Genomic DNA, 18,546 nt, shown 5'->3' on the forward strand with positions numbered 1-18,546 from the left:
CACCCTCACGGGGGTGAGAATGATTGGAACCAAATATATTATTTGGCACTGACATTCATCGACACACTATTGAGTTCTCAAAGAACACACGCACACACCAACATCCCGGAACTTTCATCCCGCTTGTCGGTGAGGCTGCTTTTGAAGCTTAGCTCAGCCTTCCCAGCAGAACCAAATCCGCTGATCTTGCAGAACCAATGTGATCATCAGGCGCTCCTCGTACTACCTCGTTTCCCTAGCCTCTGGGGCCCGGGTCGGTGTCCGTGTCGCTCTGACCTGGAATAAGTTACGTGTTGGTTGTTCTCATGTCAAATCGCCTGTTCAGGACGGGTTTTCGTGAACACGTCCCGACACCGGCCGTTCAGTCGGAGGTTCCGACGCGTTCGATTTCCGCTCCGAGCCCGCGCAGGTTCTCCACGAAAGACGGGTAACCCCGGTCGATGTGGAAGACATCGTGGACTTCGGTGACGCCGTCGGCCACCAGGCCCGCGAGCACGAGACCCGCGCCGGCCCGAATGTCGGAGGACCACACCGGCGCCGAGGACAGCCGCGGAATACCGCGCACCACAGCGTGATGCCCGTCGGTGCGGGCGTCCGCGCCGAGCCGGATCATCTCCTCGACGAAACGGAAGCGCGCCTCGAAGATGTTCTCGGTGATCATCGAGGTGCCGTCCGCGATCGCGGCCAGGCCGATGGCCATCGGCTGCAGGTCGGTGGGGAAACCCGGGAACGGCAGGGTCGAGAAGTTCACGGCGCGAGGGCGATCCGCCTGCACGACGCGAAAACCATCCGGTTCGAACGAGATTCGGGCGCCCGCCGAGCGCAGCTTGTCCAGCACCAGGGACAGGTGCTTGGGGTTGATGCCCGTCACCCGCACGTCGCCGGTGGTCATGGCGGCGGCGATGCCCCAGGTCGCGGCGACGATGCGGTCGCCGATCACCCGGTGGGTGGTGGGGGCCAGCTTCTCCACGCCCTGGATGGTCAGCACCGAGGTGCCGGCGCCGGCGATCTTCGCGCCCATCCGGTTCAGCATGTTGCAGAGATCCACGATCTCCGGCTCACGCGCGGCATTGTCGATGACGGTCTCGCCCTCGGCGAGCACCGCGGCCATCAGGATGTTCTCGGTCGCGCCGACCGAGGGGAAGTCCAGCCGGATCCGGGCGCCCTGCAGTTCCTCGGCCCGGGCCACCAGGCAGCCGTGCTCGATCTCCGAGGTCGCGCCGAGTAGGCGCAGACCCTGCTGGTGCATGTCCAGCGGACGCGAACCGATCGCGTCACCGCCGGGCAGCGCCACCACGGCCCGCTTGCACCGCGCCATCAGCGGACCCAGCACGCACACCGAGGCGCGGAACTGGGTGACCGCCGGGAAGTCCGCGTGGTACTTCGGTTCCGGCGGGGTCGCGATATGGACCGTGCCGCCCTCGATGACCACATCGCAGCCGAGACCGCGCAACACGTCCGCCATCAACGGCACATCCAGGATGTCCGGGCAGTTCGTGATGGTGGTCGTACCCTCGGCCAGCAACGCGGCAGCCATCAGCTTGAGGACGCTGTTCTTCGCGCCGCCCACCGCGACCTCACCGACGAGCCTGCTGCCCCCGGTCACCAGAAACCGTTCACTCACGGGGGTCAGCCTAGTGGTCCTCTCCCGCACTCGCGGCGTCTCCGCCCGGCCGCCACAGTATGTCGCCGTCCGGGTTGGCGACCCGACCGAGGATGAACAGCAGGTCGGACAGGCGGTTGAGGTATTTGGCGGGCAGAACGTTGGTGTCGTCCGGGTGCGCCGCCACCGCGGCCCAGGCCGCACGCTCGGCGCGTCGCGCCACGGTGCGTGCGGTGTGCAGCAGCGCGGCCAGCGGGGTGCCACCGGGCAGGATGAACGAATTCAACGGCGGCAGAGGCTCATTGAACTCGTCGCACCACTTCTCCAGGCGGTCGATGTAGTCCTGGGTGATGCGCAGCGGCGGGTACTTGGGATCGGCCACGACGGGGGTGGAGAGGTCCGCGCCCGCGTCGAACAAGTCGTTCTGTATCGAACGCAACACAGTCAGAATCCGCGTGTCCGGACTGCCGAGCGCGATGGCGACCCCGAGCGCCGCATTGGTTTCGTCACAGTCGGCATACGCGATCAGCCGCGGGTCGGTCTTGGCCACCCGCGAGAAATCGCTCAGTCCGGTGGTGCCGTCGTCGCCGGTTCGCGTGTAGATCCGCGTCAAGTGAACGCTCACAGGGTCACACTATCGCTCTCGGTATCGGGCTATCCGGCGCGGCGGCGGCGGATGCGCTCGGACGGGCGCGATTCCACCCAGGACAGGAAGGCCGCCATGGCGCCGCGGTCCAGGGCCAGCTCGTACTTGCCGTCACCGTCGGACACCATGACGATGACCTCGTCGGTCATGATGTCGTGCTCGTCGTCGGCCGGGGAGCGTCGCCGGCCCACCTCGATGGTGAGCCGCCGCATGGTGGAGTCCGGGCCGAGTTTCAGGCTGGAGAGTTTGTAGAAGAGGAGCGTGTCCTCGTCGTAGCGGATCAGGCCGTGCCGCCAGCCGCCGCCGTGTCCGCGCGCGGGCAGGACCCGCAGCAGGGCGGCGGTGCCGCCGCGACGCAGCATGACGAGGCGATAGGTCGAGGCCAAGGCCAATCCGACCAGCAGCAATACCAGAATGATCAGAAGCCACATCCCGGTTTGCAATGCCGCTCCGTCCCTTCACATCCGCGTTGCTGTCGATCACCGACCGGCCAGAAGCCGGGCCCCGCTTTCGGTCGATAGTAGCGACCGCGGAAACGCGGAGTCCGGCCATCCACCGAATGTGATGAATGCGCTGTTCAGCGAGGCGTCGAAGATATATGTCAGCCGATGGTGAACGGCTCCCCGTAGAGCACCGGATTGCCGATGAAGGTGGCGGTGTCGACCTCGGCCGCGACGTACGCCCGTGCCTGGGCGTATCCGCCGCAGCCGTCCACCGAGAAGGTCTCATCGGTCCAGCTCACCCTGGCGTGCGGACCCGGAACTTTGTTGTAGCGCTTGTGCGATTCCTGGCCGTAGTCATCGGGCCGTTCCCGATCCAGCATCGGGAGCGCGACGGCCTGACCGGGTCCGAGCGTGATGCCGCTGCCCATCTGCTCGTTGGCGCCCAGCGTGCCCAGGGTCGTGCCAGTGAGGTCCGGGTTATAGCTCTCGCCGCCGTTATTGTTCGCGGTGATCCCGCTGATGTCGACCTGGCAGCCCACGATGTAGCCGGGGCTGATCTCGAGCGTCGAGTTCGAGGCGCTCGGGCCGTCGAGGTCGATGCTGGCCACCGCCCCCAGTGAGAGCGGGAAGCTGAATCCACCGGTCAGGGCGGGGGTGGAGCTGACGAGGACCGCGGCGTTCGCGCTCAACTGCCCCAGCGCGACCTGACAGCCGACGATGTAGCCGGTGGTGAGATTGGACGATCCGTGCGTTCCCGAGTTGTTGGTGCCGGGAAAGTTCAGCGGACCGTTGTTGGGACCGACATCTCCCTCCGGGGTCTCCACCTCGGCGGTGACATTGCCCGTCACCCACGAGGTCCGGCCCGCGCCGTTGGAGGCCAGCGACGGCGAAATGATCGCGCGCTCACCGACACTCGTGATCTTGACCCTCGGGCCCTCGATATGCCCGTCGGGCAGCGGGACCGTGACATCCGCGACAGCTGTACCCGGTGCGAGGACTCCGACCACGACCGTGACGACGGCGACGGCGACCCCCATGTGCCAATTCGAAGCCTGCTCATCAACCCCTCGCTCATCGTGCTGTTGCATCGTGGAGGTAAGGCTGAGAATGCGGGAATTGCCGACCCATTGCCGGGTGCTTCAGATCACAACCCGGTGACCGGCGATTGCATTCAACCACACCGGGTTGACGCGAGAGCTATTGCCGGGCGAACGGTCCGGAATCCGCAGCGCCTACAGGTCCGCCGTCCACGAGACCACCCACGGGACCACTGAGCGGGATCACCGATGGCCGTAAACTGGAACACGTTCTTATGCTCCCGACAATTGGGATGTCTTGGAAGGAGATTCCGTGGAAATTACCGCTGCGGTGGCCCGAGGAGCCGATGCGCCCTTCTCGATGGAGACCCTCAGCCTCGAGGAACCCCGTCCGGGCGAGGTGCTGGTGCGCATCGTCGCGACCGGCGTCTGCCACACCGACCTGGTCTCCAAGAGCGTGTTTCCCGCCGAGCTGCCGATCGTCCTCGGACACGAGGGCGCGGGCATCGTGGAGCAGATCGGCTCGGAAGTTACCGGAATCGAAGTGGGCGATCATGTTCTGCTCACCTACGCCAGTTGCGGTACGTGTTCTCGATGCACCAACGGGCTTCCGCCCTATTGCGAGAATTTCGTCATTCTGAATACCTCGGGCGGCCGCTCCGATTTCACCTCGCCGCTGAGCAACAATGGCGAGCGCGTCATGGGCGCGTTCTTCGGGCAGTCGAGTTTCGCCACCCACGCGCTGGTGTCGGCGCGCAGCATCGTCGTCGTGGACAAGGATGTCGACCTGGTCGCCACCTCCCCGTTCGGCTGCGGCGTGCAGACCGGTGCCGGCGCGGTCGCCAATGTCATGAAGCCGGGCCCGAACGACTCGATCGCCATCTTCGGCGTGGGCGGCGTCGGCATGGCGGCGCTCATGGCGGCGCGGGCCATCGGCGCGGGAACCATTGTGGCGATCGACCTTTCCGCGGACCGCCTGGCCGTGGCCAAGGAGCTGGGCGCGGACGTCACCCTCGACGGCGCGGCCGACGACGTGGTGGCACAGATCATCGCGGCCACCGGCGGCGGCGCGAACTTCGCCCTCGACACCACGGCGGTCAATGCCGTGATCGCCAAGGGCCTGGAAGCCTTGGCGCCCATGGGCACCCTGGTGCTCGTCGGACTCGGCGAGGCCAGCATGGACCTCGAGATCGGCCACCTCACCGGCAACGGCAAGGCCGTTCGCGGATGCATCGAGGGCAGCGGCGATCCGCAGCAGTTCATTCCGCAGCTGTTGCGGTGGCATGCCGAGGGCAAGTTCCCGATCGAGAAGATCAGCAAGACCTACGCGTTCAGCGACATCGACACCGCGCTGGCCGACGCCCACCACGGCACCACCATCAAGCCGATTCTCACCTTCCAGTGAGAAGCGGCACGCGCGCCCGCCTGATGCCGGGCGCGCGTGTGGTTCTCGGAGTGTCGAAGCACGAAAACAGCGGCGGCCCCGGGGATTTCCCCGAGGCCGCCGCTGTTGTCTCAGCGTCGAGCTAGTGGGCCGCAGCGGCCTTCTCGACCGCCCGCAGCTGGCCCTGTGCCTTGGCCAGCGCGGCCGGGCTCGCGTCCGGATCGGCGGCGACGGCCTTGGCGGCCGCCTCGTCGATGTCGAAGGCGAAGTCGGCGGACTCGGCCAGCACGCGCACCGAAGTGGCGGTGACGGAGAAGAATCCGCCGTGCACGGCCACGACAACACGCTCGTTGTCGTCGGACACGATGGTCACGGTGCCGCCCTCGACCAGCTGGCCGAGCAGCGGCTCGTGGCCGGCGAGGATGCCGATCTCACCCTCCGTGGTCTGGGCCGACACGAAGGACGCGCGGCCCGACCACAGCAGTCGCTCGACGGCGACCAGGTCAACGGACATATCAGCCATGGGTGACTACTTCCCGGCGATCTTCTTCGCAGCAGCCTCGACGTCGTCCAGGCCACCGCAGGAGTTGAACGCCTGCTCGGGCAGGTGGTCGAACTCGCCCTTGCAGACCCGATCGAAGTCGTCGATGGTCTGCTCCAGCGGCACGACGGAACCCTCCTGGCCGGTGAACTTCTCGGCCACGATGAAGTTCTGGCCCAGGAACTTCTCCAGGCGACGGGCGCGACCGACGAGGACCTTGTCCTCTTCGGAGAGCTCGTCCATACCCAGAATCGCGATGATGTCCTGGAGTTCCTTGTACTTCTGCAGGATTCGCTTGACCTCGTTGGCCACCCGGAAGTGACGCTCGCCGACGATCGAGGCCTCGAGAATTCGCGAGGTCGACGACAGCGGGTCGACGGCCGGGTAGATGCCCTTCTGCGAAATCGGACGCGACAGCTCGGTGGTGGCGTCCAGGTGCGCGAAGGTGGTGGCCGGCGCGGGGTCGGTGTAGTCGTCCGCGGGCACGTAGATCGCCTGCATCGAGGTGATCGAGCGGCCACGGGTCGAGGTGATGCGCTCCTGCAGCTGACCCATCTCGTCCGCCAGGGTCGGCTGGTAACCGACGGCCGAAGGCATACGACCCAGCAGGGTCGAGACCTCGGAACCGGCCTGGGTGAACCGGAAGATGTTGTCGATGAACAACAGCACGTCCTGGTTCTGGACGTCGCGGAAGTACTCGGCCATGGTCAGGGCCGAGAGGGCGACGCGCATACGCGTGCCCGGCGGCTCGTCCATCTGGCCGAAGACGAGGGCGGTGTCCTGGAGGACGCCCATCTCTTCCATTTCGAGGTGGAGGTCGGTGCCCTCACGGGTGCGCTCACCGACGCCCGCGAACACGGACGTACCGGAGAACTCACGCGCGATACGGGTGATCATCTCCTGGATCAGAACGGTCTTGCCGACACCGGCACCACCGAACAGACCGATCTTGCCGCCCTTGACGTACGGGGTCAGCAGGTCGATGACCTTGATGCCGGTCTCGAGGATCTCGGTCTTGCCCTCGAGCTGGTCGAAGGCGGGCGGCTGGCGGTGGATGCCCCACTGCTCGCCGTCGCGGCCCAGACCGGGGGTGTCGAGGCAGTCACCGAGGGCGTTGAACACGTGGCCCTTGACGACGTCACCGACGGGCACCGAGATCGGCTTGCCGGTGTCGCGCACCTCGGCGCCACGGACCAGGCCGTCGGTCGGCTGCATCGAGATGGTGCGAACGATGTTGTCGCCCAGGTGCTGCGCGACCTCGAGGGTCAGGGTCTTGGCCACGGACGCGAGCGCGATGTCCACGTTCAGGGCGTTGTACAGGTCGGGAATCGAACCGCGCGGGAACTCGACGTCCACGACGGGTCCGATGACGCGGGCGACACGGCCAGTGCCGACCCGGGTTTCAGTAGCTGCGGTCATTGGTTCTCTTCCTGGGCCTTAGTCGAGGTCCGAGCTCGCCGCCAGTGCATTGGCACCACCGACGATTTCCGTGATTTCCTGCGTAATCTGCGCCTGGCGCAACGAGTTCGCGGTTCGGGTCAGCGAGTTGACCAGATCCGTGGCGTTGTCCGTCGCGGCCTTCATGGCGGTGCGGCGCGCAGCCGACTCCGATGCCGCTGCTTCGAGCAGCGACGAGTAGATCCGAGTGTTGACGTACTTCGGCAGCAGCGCGCCCAGCAGGCGATCCGCGTCCGGCTCGAACTCGTACTGCGGCTTGATCTCCGCAGACTCGGAGTCGGAGAAGCTGTCCGGACCCATGTCGAAGTTCTCGTCCACGAACGTCACCTGGATCGGGGCCAGGCGACGCACCTCGGGCTGCTGCGACAGCATCGACACGAAACGCGTGTAGACGATGTGCAGTTCGTCGACGCCGGCCATGGTCTCGCCCCCGCGGGGGTTGACGACCTCGCCGTCGGACCCGGCCATGAACGCTTCCACCAGGTGGTTGCAGGCGGCCGAGGCGTCCACGTAGTTGGGCTGCTGCGAGAAGCCCAGCCAGGACCCGTTCACCGTCCGCTTGCGGAAGGTGTAGTAGGTCAGGCCCTTCGCGCCCATCACATACAGCACCGGCTCCTTGCCCTCGGAGCGCAGGGTGGTCATGAGCTCCTCGGCGCGCTTGAGCACGTTGGAGTTGTAACCACCGCACATACCGCGGTCGGAGGTGATGACCAGAACGGCCGCGCGGCGGGCGTTCTCACGCTCGGTGAGCAGCGGGTGATTGAGATTCCCACTGGCGCTCGCCAATTCGGCGAGCACCTTGGTGATCTCCTCCGCGTACGGCTTGGCCGCGGCAACTCGGGCCTGCGCCTTGCTGATTCGCGAAGTGGCGATCAGTTCCTGAGCCTTGGTGATCTTCTTGATCGAGCTCACGGAACGAATGCGGGAGCGCAATTCGCGCACGCTTGGCATTAGCGGTTCACACTCCCTTCATTCGTCGATTCGGTCAGTCGCATGTGCTCGTCTCGATTACTTCTCGACGTGCTTGCGGGTGACCGAGAGGGACTCGACCTCTTCGTGGTCCAGCTGACCGGCCTCGGCCTCGACGACCCGCGAGCCGTCGGAAGCCAGGAAGCCCTGCTTGAACTTGTCGGTCGCGGCCTTGATGGCGTCGGCGGCCTCGCCCTCGAGCACCTTGGCGCCGCCCTGCAGGGCGTCGAAGGAGGACTGCACGGAGGCGTGCAGGTTCTCGAGCAGCTCGGCGTTGAAGCGACGGATGTCGCCGACCGGCACGGAGTCGTAGTAGCCACCGTCGACCAGGTACAGCGAGACGACCTGGTCCTCAACGGAAACCGGGGCGTACTGGTCCTGCTTCAGCAGCTCGACCCAGCGCGCGCCACGCTCCAGCTGAGCCAGCGAAGCGGCGTCCAGGTCGGAGGCGAAGGCGGAGAACGCCTCGAGCTCACGGTAGGAGGCCAGCTCCAGACGCAGCGAACCGGAGACCTTCTTCATGGCCTTGGTCTGCGCGGCGCCACCGACTCGGGACACCGAGATACCGACGTTGATGGCCGGGCGGACACCCTTGTTGAAGAGGTCCGACTCCAGGAACACCTGGCCGTCGGTGATGGAGATGACGTTGGTCGGGATGAACGCCGAGACGTCGTTGGCCTTGGTCTCGATGATCGGCAGACCGGTCATCGAGCCCGCGCCCAGCTCGTCGGACAGCTTCGCGCAACGCTCCAGCAGACGCGAGTGCAGGTAGAAGACGTCACCCGGGTACGCCTCGCGGCCCGGCGGGCGACGCAGCAGCAGCGAGATGGCGCGGTAGGCCTCGGCCTGCTTCGACAGGTCGTCGAACACGATCAGGACGTGCTTGCCCTGGTACATCCAGTGCTGGCCGAGGGCCGAACCGGTGTAGGGGGCCAGCCACTTGAAGCCGGCGGAGTCGGAGGCCGGGGCCGCGACGATGGTGGTGTACTCCATCGCGCCGTGCGCCTCGAGGGCCGACTTCACGCCCGCGATGGTGGAGCCCTTCTGGCCGATCGCGACGTAGATGCAGCGCACCTGCCTCGACGGATCGCCGGTGGCCCAGTTGGCCTTCTGGTTGATGATCGCGTCGATGCAGACCGCGGTCTTGCCGGTCTTGCGGTCACCGATGACCAGCTGACGCTGGCCGCGGCCGATGGCGGTCAGGGCGTCGATGGCGGTGATGCCGGTGGCCATCGGCTCACCGACCGGCTGACGCTCCAGCACGGTGGCGGCCTGCAGCTCGAGCACGCGGCGCTCGTCGGCCTCGATCTCGCCCAGGCCGTCGATCGGGGCGCCCAGCGGGTCGATGACGCGGCCGAGGAACTTGTCGCCCACGGGGACCGAGAGCACGTCGCCGGTGCGGCGGACCTGCTGGCCCTCTTCGAGGGTGTCGAACTCACCCAGGACGACGGCACCGATCTCGGTGTCCTCCAGGTTCAGCGCCACGCCGAGGACGCCGCCCGGGAACTCCAGGAGCTCGTTGGCCATCGCGGACGGCAGGCCGCTGATGTGGGCGATACCGTCGCCGGTGTCGGTGACGACACCGACCTCTTCGATGGAGGTCTCGGGGGTGTAGCTCTGGGTGTAGCTCTCGATCGCGCTACGGATCTCATCGGGGGAGATCGTCAGCTCCGCCATGTTCTTCCTGCTCTCGCTGTGGTCTCGAATGTCGGTGTGTTACTGCGCTCTTCGGCGGAGCCGAAAATCAAACTCCGTGCGTTTGTCTCTTAAGCGAGAGACTGACGCAAGCGCTGGAGGCGGCCGACGGCGCTGCCGTCGATCAGGTCGTCGCCGACGCGCACGACGACGCCGGCCAGCAGGCTCGGGTCTTCCTGCACGTGCACCGTGACGGGCTTGTCGTAGATGCGCTGCAGCGAAGCAGCCAGGTGCTCGCGCTGCTGCGGCGTCAGGGCCACCGCGGCACGGACGTGCGCCACGATCTGCTCCCGGAGCGAAGCCGCCAGGTCGGACAGCTCGTCGATGGCGCCGCCGACATCGCCCTTGTGGCGCAGCACGGCCTGGTCGACCAGCTGCCGGGTGATGTCCTCGACCTTGCCGGCGAGCAGACGCTGCACCAGGGCCAGCTTGGCTTCCGCCGGCTTGCCGTGGTCCTGCAGCGCCTGCTCCAGGTCCGGGTTGTCGTCGATGATCCGGGCCAGCCGGAACAGCTCGTCCTCGACCGCGGTCAGGCGGCCACGCTCGTCCGCGGCGCGCAGCAGCGCCTCGCGTCCGAGCAGAACCAGCGTGTCGACCAGATCCCGGGCGCGCGACCAGTCCTGGGCCACGGCCGTGGTCAGCACGGCCAGCGTGGTACCGCTGATCTTGCCGCCGAAGACGCGTTCGGCCAGCTCGGCGCGCGCCGAGCTCGACACCGACTTATCCGCGAGCGCCACACGCAGCGAACGCTGGTCGTCGAGGACGGCGACAACGGCGAACAGTTCCGACCCCGTAGTAGCCGCGACGGTGTCGCTACCGGTCAGAGCGGCCCGAAGAGCTTCCCGCGCACGGGAACTCGCCTCGCGGCTCGCTGCGTACATGCTTCCCACTTTCGGTTCGTTACCTTCCGACCCCGATGCCGGCGTTCGCGTCCAGCTCCGCGAGGAACCGGTCGATCGACGCCGCCTGCTTGGCCTCGTCGGCCACCGACTGACCGATGATCTTCTCGGCCAGGTCGACCGCGGTACGGCCCAGTTCGGACCGCAGCTCGGTCACGATCTGCTGGCGCTGTGCCTCCAGCTGCGAGTGGCCGGCGGCCACGATGCGGTCGGCTTCGGCCTGCGCATCGGTGCGCATCTGCGACAGGATGGCCGCACCCTGGGTGCGGGCTTCCTCGCGGATGCGAGCGGCCTCGAGGCGAGCCTCGGCCAGCTGCTCCTGGTACTGCTGCAGGGTGGCCTGCGCCTCGGCCTGCACGGCCTCGGCCTTGGCGATACCGCCCTCGATCTTCTGCGAACGCTCGTCCAGCACCTGGGTCAGGCGCGGGACGACGTACTTGGCGAAGACGAAGGCGATAACGATGAAGACGACCGCAGACCAGAAGATGTCGTACGGCTCTGGGATGAGGGGGTTGACTTCGTCAGACCCCTCAGCCGCAAGCAGATAGGTGCTGTTCATCGTTGATTCCTAGTCTTTGGCCGGAATCAGAAAATGAAGCCGGCGACGAGACCGATCAGCGCCAGGGCCTCGGTGAACGCGATACCCAGGAACATGTTGGTCCGGATGGTGCCCATCAGCTCGGGCTGGCGGGCGATGCCCTCGATGGCCTTACCGACGACGATGCCCACACCGATGCCGGGGCCGATCGCAGCGAGGCCGTAACCGATGGCGCCGAAGCCCTTGGACTTGGACTCGGCAACTTCAGCAGCCAGGTACGAGAGGGTGCTCATGTGTGTTTCATTCCCTTTCTGTCGCCCACCCGCCGGGCGGCGTGGAAGGCAGGTTTATGGAGTTGGTGCGGTCGGTCAGTGAGAGTCGGCGTGCTGCGCCAGACCGATGTAGACAGCGGTCAGCAGCGCGAACACGTACGCCTGCAGGAAGACCACCAGCAGCTCGAAGAGGGTGAAGCCGAAGCCCGCGAGCAGCGAGAACGGCGAGAACACCTTCATCCAGGAGGCGGCATCGAACAGGAAGAACTGGGTGGCACTGAAGAACAGCACCAACATGATGTGGCCTGCCAGCATGTTCGCCATGAGACGGACGGTGAGCGTGAACGGGCGCAACACGAAGGTCGAGATGAACTCGATGGGGATCAGCAGCACGTGCAGCGCGGCCGGCACATTCGGCACCACGATGGACGAGCGCATGTATTTCAGGAAGCCGTACTTCTTGATGCCCACGTAGTTGAAGGTGACGTAGGCGACGACGGCCAGCACCAGCGGCATGCCGATGCGCGCGTTCGACGAGATGTTCAGACCCGGAATAACGCCCGAGATGTTCAGGAACAGCACGGTGAAGAAGATCGACGCGATGAGCGGGAAGAACTTCTTACCGGATTCCTTGCCGAGCACCTCGTCGCAGATCTGCTCCTTGACGAACACCAGACCGGATTCGGCGACATTCTGCAGTCCGCGCGGAACCAGCTGAGGCCGACGGAAAGCGGCGAACATGACTGCCACGAGAACGACCGACATCAGGATGCGAATGAGCATCAAACGGTCGAGCTCGAAAGGCGTCCCCTCGAACAGCACTGCTGGAGGGAAGAAGTCGTTGAGTGACGGCGCGTGGAACTCGCCTGCCAAAATGGTGACGCTCAGCGTTCTCTCCCGTGGTCGGCCGCCAGGAGATAGTTTTCTCCTGCGGTTCGATCGGACATTGACGATCTGGTGGGTCGACTCAGGTCGGCTCGAAGTTCGTCAGCAGCTGTGGCAGTCACGCCCTGGCGTCTGTACGCGCGTCGGCGACATCGTCGACGGTGCAGAACCGTGACCCGAAAGGGTCCGGTACGGCTGTAAGCATAACCTGCTCTCAGGCGGGTCTCAGGCGACCCCCCCTGTTGATTCGGTTGGCTACAGGTAAAGAGTTTATCAAGTTATCTACGACAATGCGTAGGGGGTCGTGGAAACGCCGGATGAACGGTGTTTCGACGGCCGTGCCGGAGGGTCTCCGGCTACAGGTCGCGGTCGACGTGAACGGTCGGAACCCGTTGGCGCAGAAGGCCGTAGGTCTCCGCGCCGAGCACGATGAGCAGGGCGCCGACCACGGTCAGGAAGAGCGCGCCGCGGCTGTAGAAGTCGTAGTTCTGCAGCACTGCGACGACAATCACTGCCAGCAGCAGCTTTCCGACCCAGCTGCCCAGCAGCACCAGGCCCTGCAGGCCCGTTTCGATCTTGGCGCTGAACAGCACCGAGGCTGCCGTGGTCAGGATGAACGCGCCACCCAGGGCGGAGCCGATGAGGGCGCCCCACAGGCCGGGCAGACCGGCGAAGATCGACGACAGAATCGCCGAAACCACAACCAGCACAGCCAAACCGGCGATGCCGTAGCGCAGTGCCGCGCGCAGCGGGGCGTCAGGACCGGGATCGGAAGGCGTGCTCACGGACAGCAACTCTACCCGGCGGCGCGATCGCGCCCACGCGGCGGTTTACGAACCGAGTTGATCCTCAGTTCCCGCCAGGACGGCACCGCGGTGACGATCAGCGCGAAAACCAGCCCGGCCGCGAACAGCAGCACCACCAGGCGGCGATCGGAGATCAACGAGGTGCCGACCGCGCCGAATGCGAACACGCTCACCCACAGATAGATCACCAGCACCACGCGGCGCTGCGAATGCCCGATCTGCAGCAAACGGTGATGCAGATGCATTTTGTCGGGGGTGGAGAAACTCACACCCGCGCGCACTCGGCGCACCACGGCCAAGACAAGATCAAGTACCGGAATGAACATCACCGCACCCACCAGCAACAACGGTGACAACAGACCCACGATGTCGCGCGGGCCGTAACCCTGCAGCGGAATTCGTCCGGACGCGCCGGTCGACACCGCCGCCAGCATCAATCCGATCAGCATGGATCCGGTATCCCCCATGAAAATGCGGGCCGGTGAGAAATTGTGTGGCAGAAATCCCAGGCACGCGCCCGCGAGGGCGGCCGCCAGCAACGCGGGCGGATACGTATCGGTGGAACCGCCCACCTCGTAGAGCAAACCCACGGTGAACACGAAAACCGCGACCGCCGCGATGAACCCCAGGCCCGCGGCCAATCCGTCCAGACCGTCCACGAAATTCATGGCGTTCACCACGGTCACCGTGATGCCCACCGTCACCAGACCGCCCTGCAGCGGATCCAGCACCACCGTCTCGTTGGTGAACGGGTTGTAGATGGCCACCCAGCTCAGGCCCATCACCGCCATCACGCCCGCCGCGGTGATCTGCCCCACCAGCTTGGTCAGCCAGTCCAGGCCCCAGCGGTCGTCGATGATGCCGACCAGCACGATCAGCGTCGCCGCGGCCAGCACCGCGGGAATGTCCTTGGGATAGTCGAAGCCCCGGCGCAACGCGGGCAGCTGATGCGCGAACAGGACGGCCGCCACCAGACCCAGATAGATGGCCAGGCCGCCCATCCGCGGAATCGGCTTCACGTGCACATCGCGTTCCCGCGGAATCGCCACCGCGCCGAAGGCGATGGCCAGCACCCGGATTCCGCCCGTGCTCAGGAAGGCGATGACCGCGGCGGCCAGCAGCACCAGCAGCAGCTCCCGCAGCGGGACGACCGCGCCCTGGCTGAATACGCCCTGACTCAGAAGCATCCAGCTGGCCGTCAGCGCGCGCCGGCCTGACGGAGTTCCTCGGGCGACATGCCGAGCACCTCCGCGATCTTCTCGATCGGCACCGCGCCCTCACGCAACACCCGCGGCGTGTCCGCGGTCAGATCCACGATGGTGGACGCCACCGCGTGATCGGCCGGACCGCCGTCCAGATACACGCCGACCAGATCGCCCAGCTGCGCCTGCGCCTCCCCCACCGTGGCGGCCGGCGGCTGCCCCGACACGTTCGCGCTCGACACCGCGAGCGGGCCCACCTCGCGCAGCAGCTCCAGCGCGACCGGATGCAGCGGCATGCGCAGCATCACCGTGCCGCGCGCGTCACCCAGGTCCCAGGCCAGCGAAGGCGCTTGCTGCACAACCAGACTCAGGCCACCCGGCCAGAACGCGCGGATCAGTTCCCGCGCCTGGGGACGCACCGAATACACCAGCCCGTCGATCGTGGTCCAGGACCCGACCAGCACCGGCACCGGCATATCGCGACCGCGCCGCTTGGCGGCCAGCAACGCGCCCACCGCCTGACTGTCGAACGCGTCGGCGGCGATTCCGTACAACGTGTCGGTCGGGATGACGGCCAATCGACCGCTCTTCAGCGTGCTGCGCGCGGCACTCAGACCGGCGGCGCGGGAGTCGGGATCGGCACAGTCGTAGACGGTACTCACGGCTGACATCTTGGCACGGATCAACTCGCGATAGCTCTCAGGGGCAAGCGGCACACTCGCAACGGGCATAGGCTCGCGGGGACGAAGGAGGTACGGACTCATGATGCGTGCGATCTGGAACGGGACGGTCATCGCCGAGGCCGCCACGACCGTGGAGGTCGAGGGCAATCAGTACTTTCCGGTGGAGTCCCTGAAGAGTGAGTACTTCAGCGAGAGCGTCAAGCACACCGTGTGCCCGTGGAAGGGCACCGCGAGCTACTACACCGTCACGGTCGACGGCGCGGAGAATCCGGATGCGGCGTGGTACTACCCGCATCCGAGCCCGCAGGCGCGGAAGATCGAGAACCATGTCGCCTTCTGGCACGGCGTCACGGTCGAGGGCGAGCCCGGCTAGCGGTCAGTCCACGATGCGGCGGGCGACCACGAAACGGGGTTTGCCCGCGAGGTCGGGGTGCTCGATCACGTCGGTGAAGCCGCCGTGCGCGGTGAAGAGGGCGGCTACGCCGGAGCCGTTGGTGTCGTCGTGTTCGACTGCGGCCGCGCCGTCTTCGCGGAGCAGGCGGCCGATGGTGGCGACCATCGGGCGGATGACGTCCAGGCCGTCGGGGCCGCCGAACAACGCGCGGTGCGGGTCGTGGTCCATGACCTCGGGGTCGAGCCGGGCGTCTTCGGGGATGTAGGGCGGGTTGGCGACGACCACGTCGACGCGGCCGTTCAGGTGGTCGAGGATGTCCGGGTCCGTGACGTCGCCCGCGTGCAGGTCGATGGGGGTATCGCCCTCGTCGGCCAATTGCTGGGCGTTGCGGCGGGCCCACGCGAGCGCCTCGGGATCGAGTTCGACCGCGTGCACCTCGGCGTCGGGGCGGGCATGGGCGATGGCCAGGGCCAGGGCCCCGGAGCCGGTGCACAGGTCGACGACGATCGGCGGGTGCTCGTGGCCGATCTCCTCCAGCCGGGCCAGCGCCCAGGCGAAGACCAACTCGGTTTCCGGACGGGGCACGAAGACGCCGGGACCGACCGCCAGATCGATCTCCCCCATGGCGGCGGTGCCCGTGAGGTGTTGCAGCGGAACGCGTTCCGCGCGGCGGGCGACCAGCTTGCGGAATTCCTCGAGCTGGTCGGGGGTGAGCATGGGCATCAGGACCAGGCGGCCGCGATCGACGCCCAGCACGTGGGCGGCGAGGTGTTCGGCGTCGGCGTGCGGGCTGGGGACCCCGGCCGCGGCCAAGATGTCGACGGCCTCCCGGATGGCCGGCCGCAGTGGTGCACGACTCACTGTGCTCCCCCGCCTCTCCGGGACTGCAGCGGACCGCTGAGAGCCGTTGACGGCCATGCACCCCTGCCTGTGGTCGGGCGCCGAACCGATTCTGGACGTACCCGAGGGATTGCCCCGACCGTCACGACATCAGTTGTCACGGTGGGAAACGATCCTCCGGTCACGGACTCCCGTCCATGGCGGTTCGGCGCGCCGCTCATTCCGCGGCCAGGCGGGCCGCGCGGTCGGCCTCGCCGAGCGCGTTGAACAGGTCGTCGAGGTTGCCGTCCAGCACGGAATCCAGGTTGTGGGCCTTGAAACCGATGCGGTGGTCGGCGATGCGGTTCTCCGGGAAGTTGTAGGTTCGGATCCGCTCGGAACGGTCCACCGTCCGGATCTGCGAAGCGCGTCCGGCCGCGGCGTCGGCGTCGGCCTGCTCCTCGGCCAGGGCCTGCAGGCGGGCCGCGAGGACCTGCTTGGCGCGGATCTTGTTCTGCAACTGCGACCGCTCGTTCTGACAGGTCACCACCAGGCCGGTGGGCAGGTGGGTGATGCGCACCGCGGAGTCGGTGGTGTTGACGCCCTGGCCGCCCTTGCCGGAGGACCGGTACACGTCGATGCGCAGATCCTTCTCGTCGATCTCGACTTCCTCGACCTCGTCGGGTTCCGGATAGACCAGTACGCCCGCGGCCGAAGTGTGAATGCGCCCTTGGGATTCGGTGACCGGCACGCGCTGCACGCGGTGCACGCCGCCCTCGAACTTGAGCTTGGACCACACGCCGTCGCGGGAGGCCTCCTTGCTCTTGATGGAGAAACTGGCGTCCTTGTACCCGTCCAGATCGGAGTAGGTGACGCCGAGCACCTCGACCTTCCAGCCGTGCCGCTCCGCGTACCGGATGTACATGCGGGCCAGGTCGGAGGCGAACAGCGCCGACTCCTCGCCGCCCTCGCCGGACTTCACCTCGAGGATGACGTCGTCGCCGTCGTGCGGGTCGCGCGGCGCGAGCAGGTCGGTGAGCTGCTTGTCCAGCTCCTCCACCTGCGCCTGCAGACCGGGCACCTCGGCCGCGAAGGACGAGTCGTCCGCGGCCAGCTCCTCGGCGGCGGCGAGGTCCTCGCGCGCGGAGGTCAGCTTGTTGTAGGTCGACATGATCGGGCCGAGCTCGGCGAACCGCTTGCCGACGCGACGGGCCGCGCCCGGGTCGTTGTGCAGCGAAGGGTCGGCGAGCTGGGTCTCCAGCCCCTGGTACTCGGCCAGGATGTCGTCGATCGCGTTGGGGGCCGTCTTGTCGGCCATCGCGGTTACTCCCGTCTTAGTAGGTCCATAAACGCACCAACGCCCGGCCTGCGGAGCGCAGGACGGGCGTCGGGGGGACAGCTACTTGGCAGCCTTGTCGCGCTTGCCGTAGCGGGCCTCGAAGCGGGCCACGCGGCCGCCGGTGTCCAGAATCTTCTGCTTGCCCGTGTAGAACGGGTGGCACTGGGAGCAGACCTCGACCGTGATCTGGCCCGACTCCTTGGTGCTCTTGGTCTGGAAGGTGTTGCCACAACCGCAGACCACGGTGGTGTCCACGTAAGTGGGGTGAATTCCTGCCCTCATTGGGTGTCCTTTCAATGGTCGCCGGGTCGCCTTCGAGAAGACGTGAACCGGAACCGACTAGAGGCATGGTTGCCGACGGAACAGTCTATGCGCTGCTCCCGCGTGGTCACCACGAGGGGTGACATGGGGCAGAACAGGCACCCCGAGCCATTTGTTCCCGACCGCGACGCGGAAGACCACGCGAGCAAACCCGAAAGTCGAGTAGCGCGCTACTCAGGAATGCGAACACCCGTGTTCATAGAGTTCTTGCCAGGTGAAGGCCACGCGAGCGACCGGAAGGCGACATGGTGACCAGGAAGGAAGCGACAGCTGGGGGAATCCTGGCGCTGCTCGGCTTGCTGGTTCTCGCGGGCTGGTGGATGGCTCCCGGAGAGTCCGGCAACGCGGTGGGATCCGTGAATCCGGCCCCACTCCCGCCGCGGGGGGACGACACCCTCACCTATCGAGCAGTCACGGCATCGGAGAACACCGGTGCCGTGACCGCGCTCGTTCTCGGCTTCATGATCGGCGGCGCGGCATTGATCGGACTGTTCTTCTTCGGTCCCGACCCGGGTCCGGACAAACGGCGGCGGGGGCCCGCGCGGGGCGGCGCGGCCGCGTGGTGGTTGTGGGGGGGGCGGGGGGGGTGTTTTTTTTGGGGGGGGTGTTTTG

The 18,546-nt window shown here is 66.6% G+C and carries 21 protein-coding genes; 3 read left to right on the forward strand and 18 right to left on the reverse strand.

Going from position 1 to position 18,546, the window contains the following annotated elements; all coding sequences use genetic code 11:
* Positions 1-361: 361 nt before the first annotated feature.
* The 4 genes from murA to ABZ412_RS35575 form a co-directional block, all read right to left on the reverse strand.
* Positions 362-1,624: a UDP-N-acetylglucosamine 1-carboxyvinyltransferase gene (gene murA / locus ABZ412_RS35560; protein ID WP_357289633.1), complete on the reverse strand. Its 1,263-nt coding sequence runs from the start codon at positions 1,622-1,624 to the stop codon at positions 362-364.
* 10 nt (positions 1,625-1,634) lie between these two features.
* A complete protein-coding gene (locus tag ABZ412_RS35565) occupies positions 1,635-2,228 on the reverse strand; it encodes a cob(I)yrinic acid a,c-diamide adenosyltransferase (protein ID WP_357289635.1) in 594 nt (197 codons plus the stop codon).
* A gap of 29 nt (positions 2,229-2,257) precedes the next feature.
* On the reverse strand, positions 2,258-2,692 hold the full coding sequence (locus ABZ412_RS35570) for a DUF2550 domain-containing protein (RefSeq protein ID WP_357289637.1): 435 nt from the start codon (positions 2,690-2,692) through the stop codon (positions 2,258-2,260).
* Between the two features lie 158 nt (positions 2,693-2,850).
* A complete protein-coding gene (locus ABZ412_RS35575; protein ID WP_357289641.1) occupies positions 2,851-3,729 on the reverse strand; it encodes an MspA family porin in 879 nt (292 codons plus the stop codon).
* A gap of 313 nt (positions 3,730-4,042) precedes the next feature.
* On the opposite strand from ABZ412_RS35575, the gene ABZ412_RS35580 reads away from it, so the two are divergent.
* On the forward strand, positions 4,043-5,134 hold the full coding sequence (locus tag ABZ412_RS35580) for an NAD(P)-dependent alcohol dehydrogenase (protein WP_357289643.1): 1,092 nt from the start codon (positions 4,043-4,045) through the stop codon (positions 5,132-5,134).
* Between the two features lie 121 nt (positions 5,135-5,255).
* Here ABZ412_RS35580 and ABZ412_RS35585 read toward each other — a convergent pair whose 3' ends face one another.
* The 11 genes from ABZ412_RS35585 to ABZ412_RS35635 all read right to left on the reverse strand — a co-directional run bounded on the left by ABZ412_RS35585 (position 5,256) and on the right by ABZ412_RS35635 (position 15,040).
* On the reverse strand, positions 5,256-5,636 hold the full coding sequence (locus ABZ412_RS35585; protein ID WP_357289646.1) for a F0F1 ATP synthase subunit epsilon: 381 nt from the start codon (positions 5,634-5,636) through the stop codon (positions 5,256-5,258).
* A 6-nt stretch (positions 5,637-5,642) separates the two neighbouring features.
* Positions 5,643-7,073: a F0F1 ATP synthase subunit beta gene (gene atpD / locus ABZ412_RS35590; RefSeq protein WP_357289649.1), complete on the reverse strand. Its 1,431-nt coding sequence runs from the start codon at positions 7,071-7,073 to the stop codon at positions 5,643-5,645.
* Between the two features lie 18 nt (positions 7,074-7,091).
* Positions 7,092-8,063: a F0F1 ATP synthase subunit gamma gene (locus ABZ412_RS35595; RefSeq protein WP_357289651.1), complete on the reverse strand. Its 972-nt coding sequence runs from the start codon at positions 8,061-8,063 to the stop codon at positions 7,092-7,094.
* A gap of 57 nt (positions 8,064-8,120) precedes the next feature.
* The gene (gene atpA, locus ABZ412_RS35600) at positions 8,121-9,758 is read right to left on the reverse strand and encodes a F0F1 ATP synthase subunit alpha (RefSeq protein WP_357289653.1); all 1,638 of its coding nucleotides are present in this window, start codon (positions 9,756-9,758) and stop codon (positions 8,121-8,123) included.
* 89 nt (positions 9,759-9,847) lie between these two features.
* Complete coding sequence (locus ABZ412_RS35605) at positions 9,848-10,657, reverse strand: F0F1 ATP synthase subunit delta (RefSeq protein WP_357289656.1); 810 nt, start codon at positions 10,655-10,657, stop codon at positions 9,848-9,850.
* 19 nt (positions 10,658-10,676) lie between these two features.
* Positions 10,677-11,234 (reverse strand): F0F1 ATP synthase subunit B, encoded by a 558-nt coding sequence (locus ABZ412_RS35610; protein ID WP_357289658.1) that lies wholly within the window; start codon positions 11,232-11,234, stop codon positions 10,677-10,679.
* A gap of 26 nt (positions 11,235-11,260) precedes the next feature.
* Entirely contained in the window at positions 11,261-11,506 is a 246-nt protein-coding gene (locus tag ABZ412_RS35615) for an ATP synthase F0 subunit C (RefSeq protein ID WP_357289659.1), read from the reverse strand.
* 75 nt (positions 11,507-11,581) lie between these two features.
* Complete coding sequence (gene atpB, locus ABZ412_RS35620) at positions 11,582-12,307, reverse strand: F0F1 ATP synthase subunit A (protein ID WP_357098873.1); 726 nt, start codon at positions 12,305-12,307, stop codon at positions 11,582-11,584.
* Positions 12,308-12,726: 419 nt separating this feature from the next.
* Positions 12,727-13,164, reverse strand: a complete 438-nt coding sequence (locus tag ABZ412_RS35625; RefSeq protein WP_357289662.1) for a hypothetical protein — start codon at positions 13,162-13,164, stop codon at positions 12,727-12,729.
* A gap of 2 nt (positions 13,165-13,166) precedes the next feature.
* Positions 13,167-14,363: an MraY family glycosyltransferase gene (locus tag ABZ412_RS35630; RefSeq protein ID WP_357289665.1), complete on the reverse strand. Its 1,197-nt coding sequence runs from the start codon at positions 14,361-14,363 to the stop codon at positions 13,167-13,169.
* 11 nt (positions 14,364-14,374) lie between these two features.
* A complete protein-coding gene (locus ABZ412_RS35635) occupies positions 14,375-15,040 on the reverse strand; it encodes an L-threonylcarbamoyladenylate synthase (protein WP_357289668.1) in 666 nt (221 codons plus the stop codon).
* A gap of 100 nt (positions 15,041-15,140) precedes the next feature.
* Here ABZ412_RS35635 and ABZ412_RS35640 point away from each other — a divergent pair, with 100 nt between their 5' ends.
* Complete coding sequence (locus ABZ412_RS35640; RefSeq protein ID WP_357289670.1) at positions 15,141-15,434, forward strand: DUF427 domain-containing protein; 294 nt, start codon at positions 15,141-15,143, stop codon at positions 15,432-15,434.
* A gap of 3 nt (positions 15,435-15,437) precedes the next feature.
* Here the strand turns inward: ABZ412_RS35640 and prmC are convergent, their stop codons facing one another.
* From prmC to rpmE, 3 genes are all read right to left on the reverse strand, one after another.
* Positions 15,438-16,316, reverse strand: coding sequence for a peptide chain release factor N(5)-glutamine methyltransferase (prmC, locus tag ABZ412_RS35645; protein ID WP_357289673.1), 879 nt, complete (start codon positions 16,314-16,316; stop codon positions 15,438-15,440).
* A 196-nt stretch (positions 16,317-16,512) separates the two neighbouring features.
* Positions 16,513-17,592, reverse strand: coding sequence for a peptide chain release factor 1 (gene prfA / locus ABZ412_RS35650; RefSeq protein WP_357289676.1), 1,080 nt, complete (start codon positions 17,590-17,592; stop codon positions 16,513-16,515).
* A gap of 81 nt (positions 17,593-17,673) precedes the next feature.
* Complete coding sequence (gene rpmE, locus ABZ412_RS35655) at positions 17,674-17,895, reverse strand: 50S ribosomal protein L31 (RefSeq protein ID WP_357098869.1); 222 nt, start codon at positions 17,893-17,895, stop codon at positions 17,674-17,676.
* A 287-nt stretch (positions 17,896-18,182) separates the two neighbouring features.
* On the opposite strand from rpmE, the gene ABZ412_RS35660 reads away from it, so the two are divergent.
* Positions 18,183-18,546, forward strand: a 364-nt coding sequence (locus ABZ412_RS35660; RefSeq protein WP_357289680.1) for a hypothetical protein, incomplete at its 3' end; no start/stop codon positions are given.

It is taken from the genome of Nocardia sp. NPDC005746 (genome assembly GCF_040630785.1).
Lineage (GTDB): Bacteria > Actinomycetota > Actinomycetes > Mycobacteriales > Mycobacteriaceae > Nocardia.

Coding starts and splice junctions, on each gene's coding strand:
- ABZ412_RS35575 (WP_357289641.1), bottom strand. CDS start 3,729: ATGGGGGTCGCCGTCGCCGTCGTCACGGTCGTGGTCGGAGTCCTCGCA.
- ABZ412_RS35585 (WP_357289646.1), bottom strand. CDS start 5,636: ATGGCTGATATGTCCGTTGACCTGGTCGCCGTCGAGCGACTGCTGTGG.
- atpD (WP_357289649.1), bottom strand. CDS start 7,073: ATGACCGCAGCTACTGAAACCCGGGTCGGCACTGGCCGTGTCGCCCGC.
- ABZ412_RS35595 (WP_357289651.1), bottom strand. CDS start 8,063: ATGCCAAGCGTGCGCGAATTGCGCTCCCGCATTCGTTCCGTGAGCTCG.
- atpA (WP_357289653.1), bottom strand. CDS start 9,758: ATGGCGGAGCTGACGATCTCCCCCGATGAGATCCGTAGCGCGATCGAG.
- ABZ412_RS35605 (WP_357289656.1), bottom strand. CDS start 10,657: ATGTACGCAGCGAGCCGCGAGGCGAGTTCCCGTGCGCGGGAAGCTCTT.
- ABZ412_RS35610 (WP_357289658.1), bottom strand. CDS start 11,234: ATGAACAGCACCTATCTGCTTGCGGCTGAGGGGTCTGACGAAGTCAAC.
- ABZ412_RS35615 (WP_357289659.1), bottom strand. CDS start 11,506: ATGAGCACCCTCTCGTACCTGGCTGCTGAAGTTGCCGAGTCCAAGTCC.
- ABZ412_RS35630 (WP_357289665.1), bottom strand. CDS start 14,363: ATGCTTCTGAGTCAGGGCGTATTCAGCCAGGGCGCGGTCGTCCCGCTG.
- ABZ412_RS35640 (WP_357289670.1), top strand. CDS start 15,141: ATGATGCGTGCGATCTGGAACGGGACGGTCATCGCCGAGGCCGCCACG.
- prfA (WP_357289676.1), bottom strand. CDS start 17,592: ATGGCCGACAAGACGGCCCCCAACGCGATCGACGACATCCTGGCCGAG.
- rpmE (WP_357098869.1), bottom strand. CDS start 17,895: ATGAGGGCAGGAATTCACCCCACTTACGTGGACACCACCGTGGTCTGC.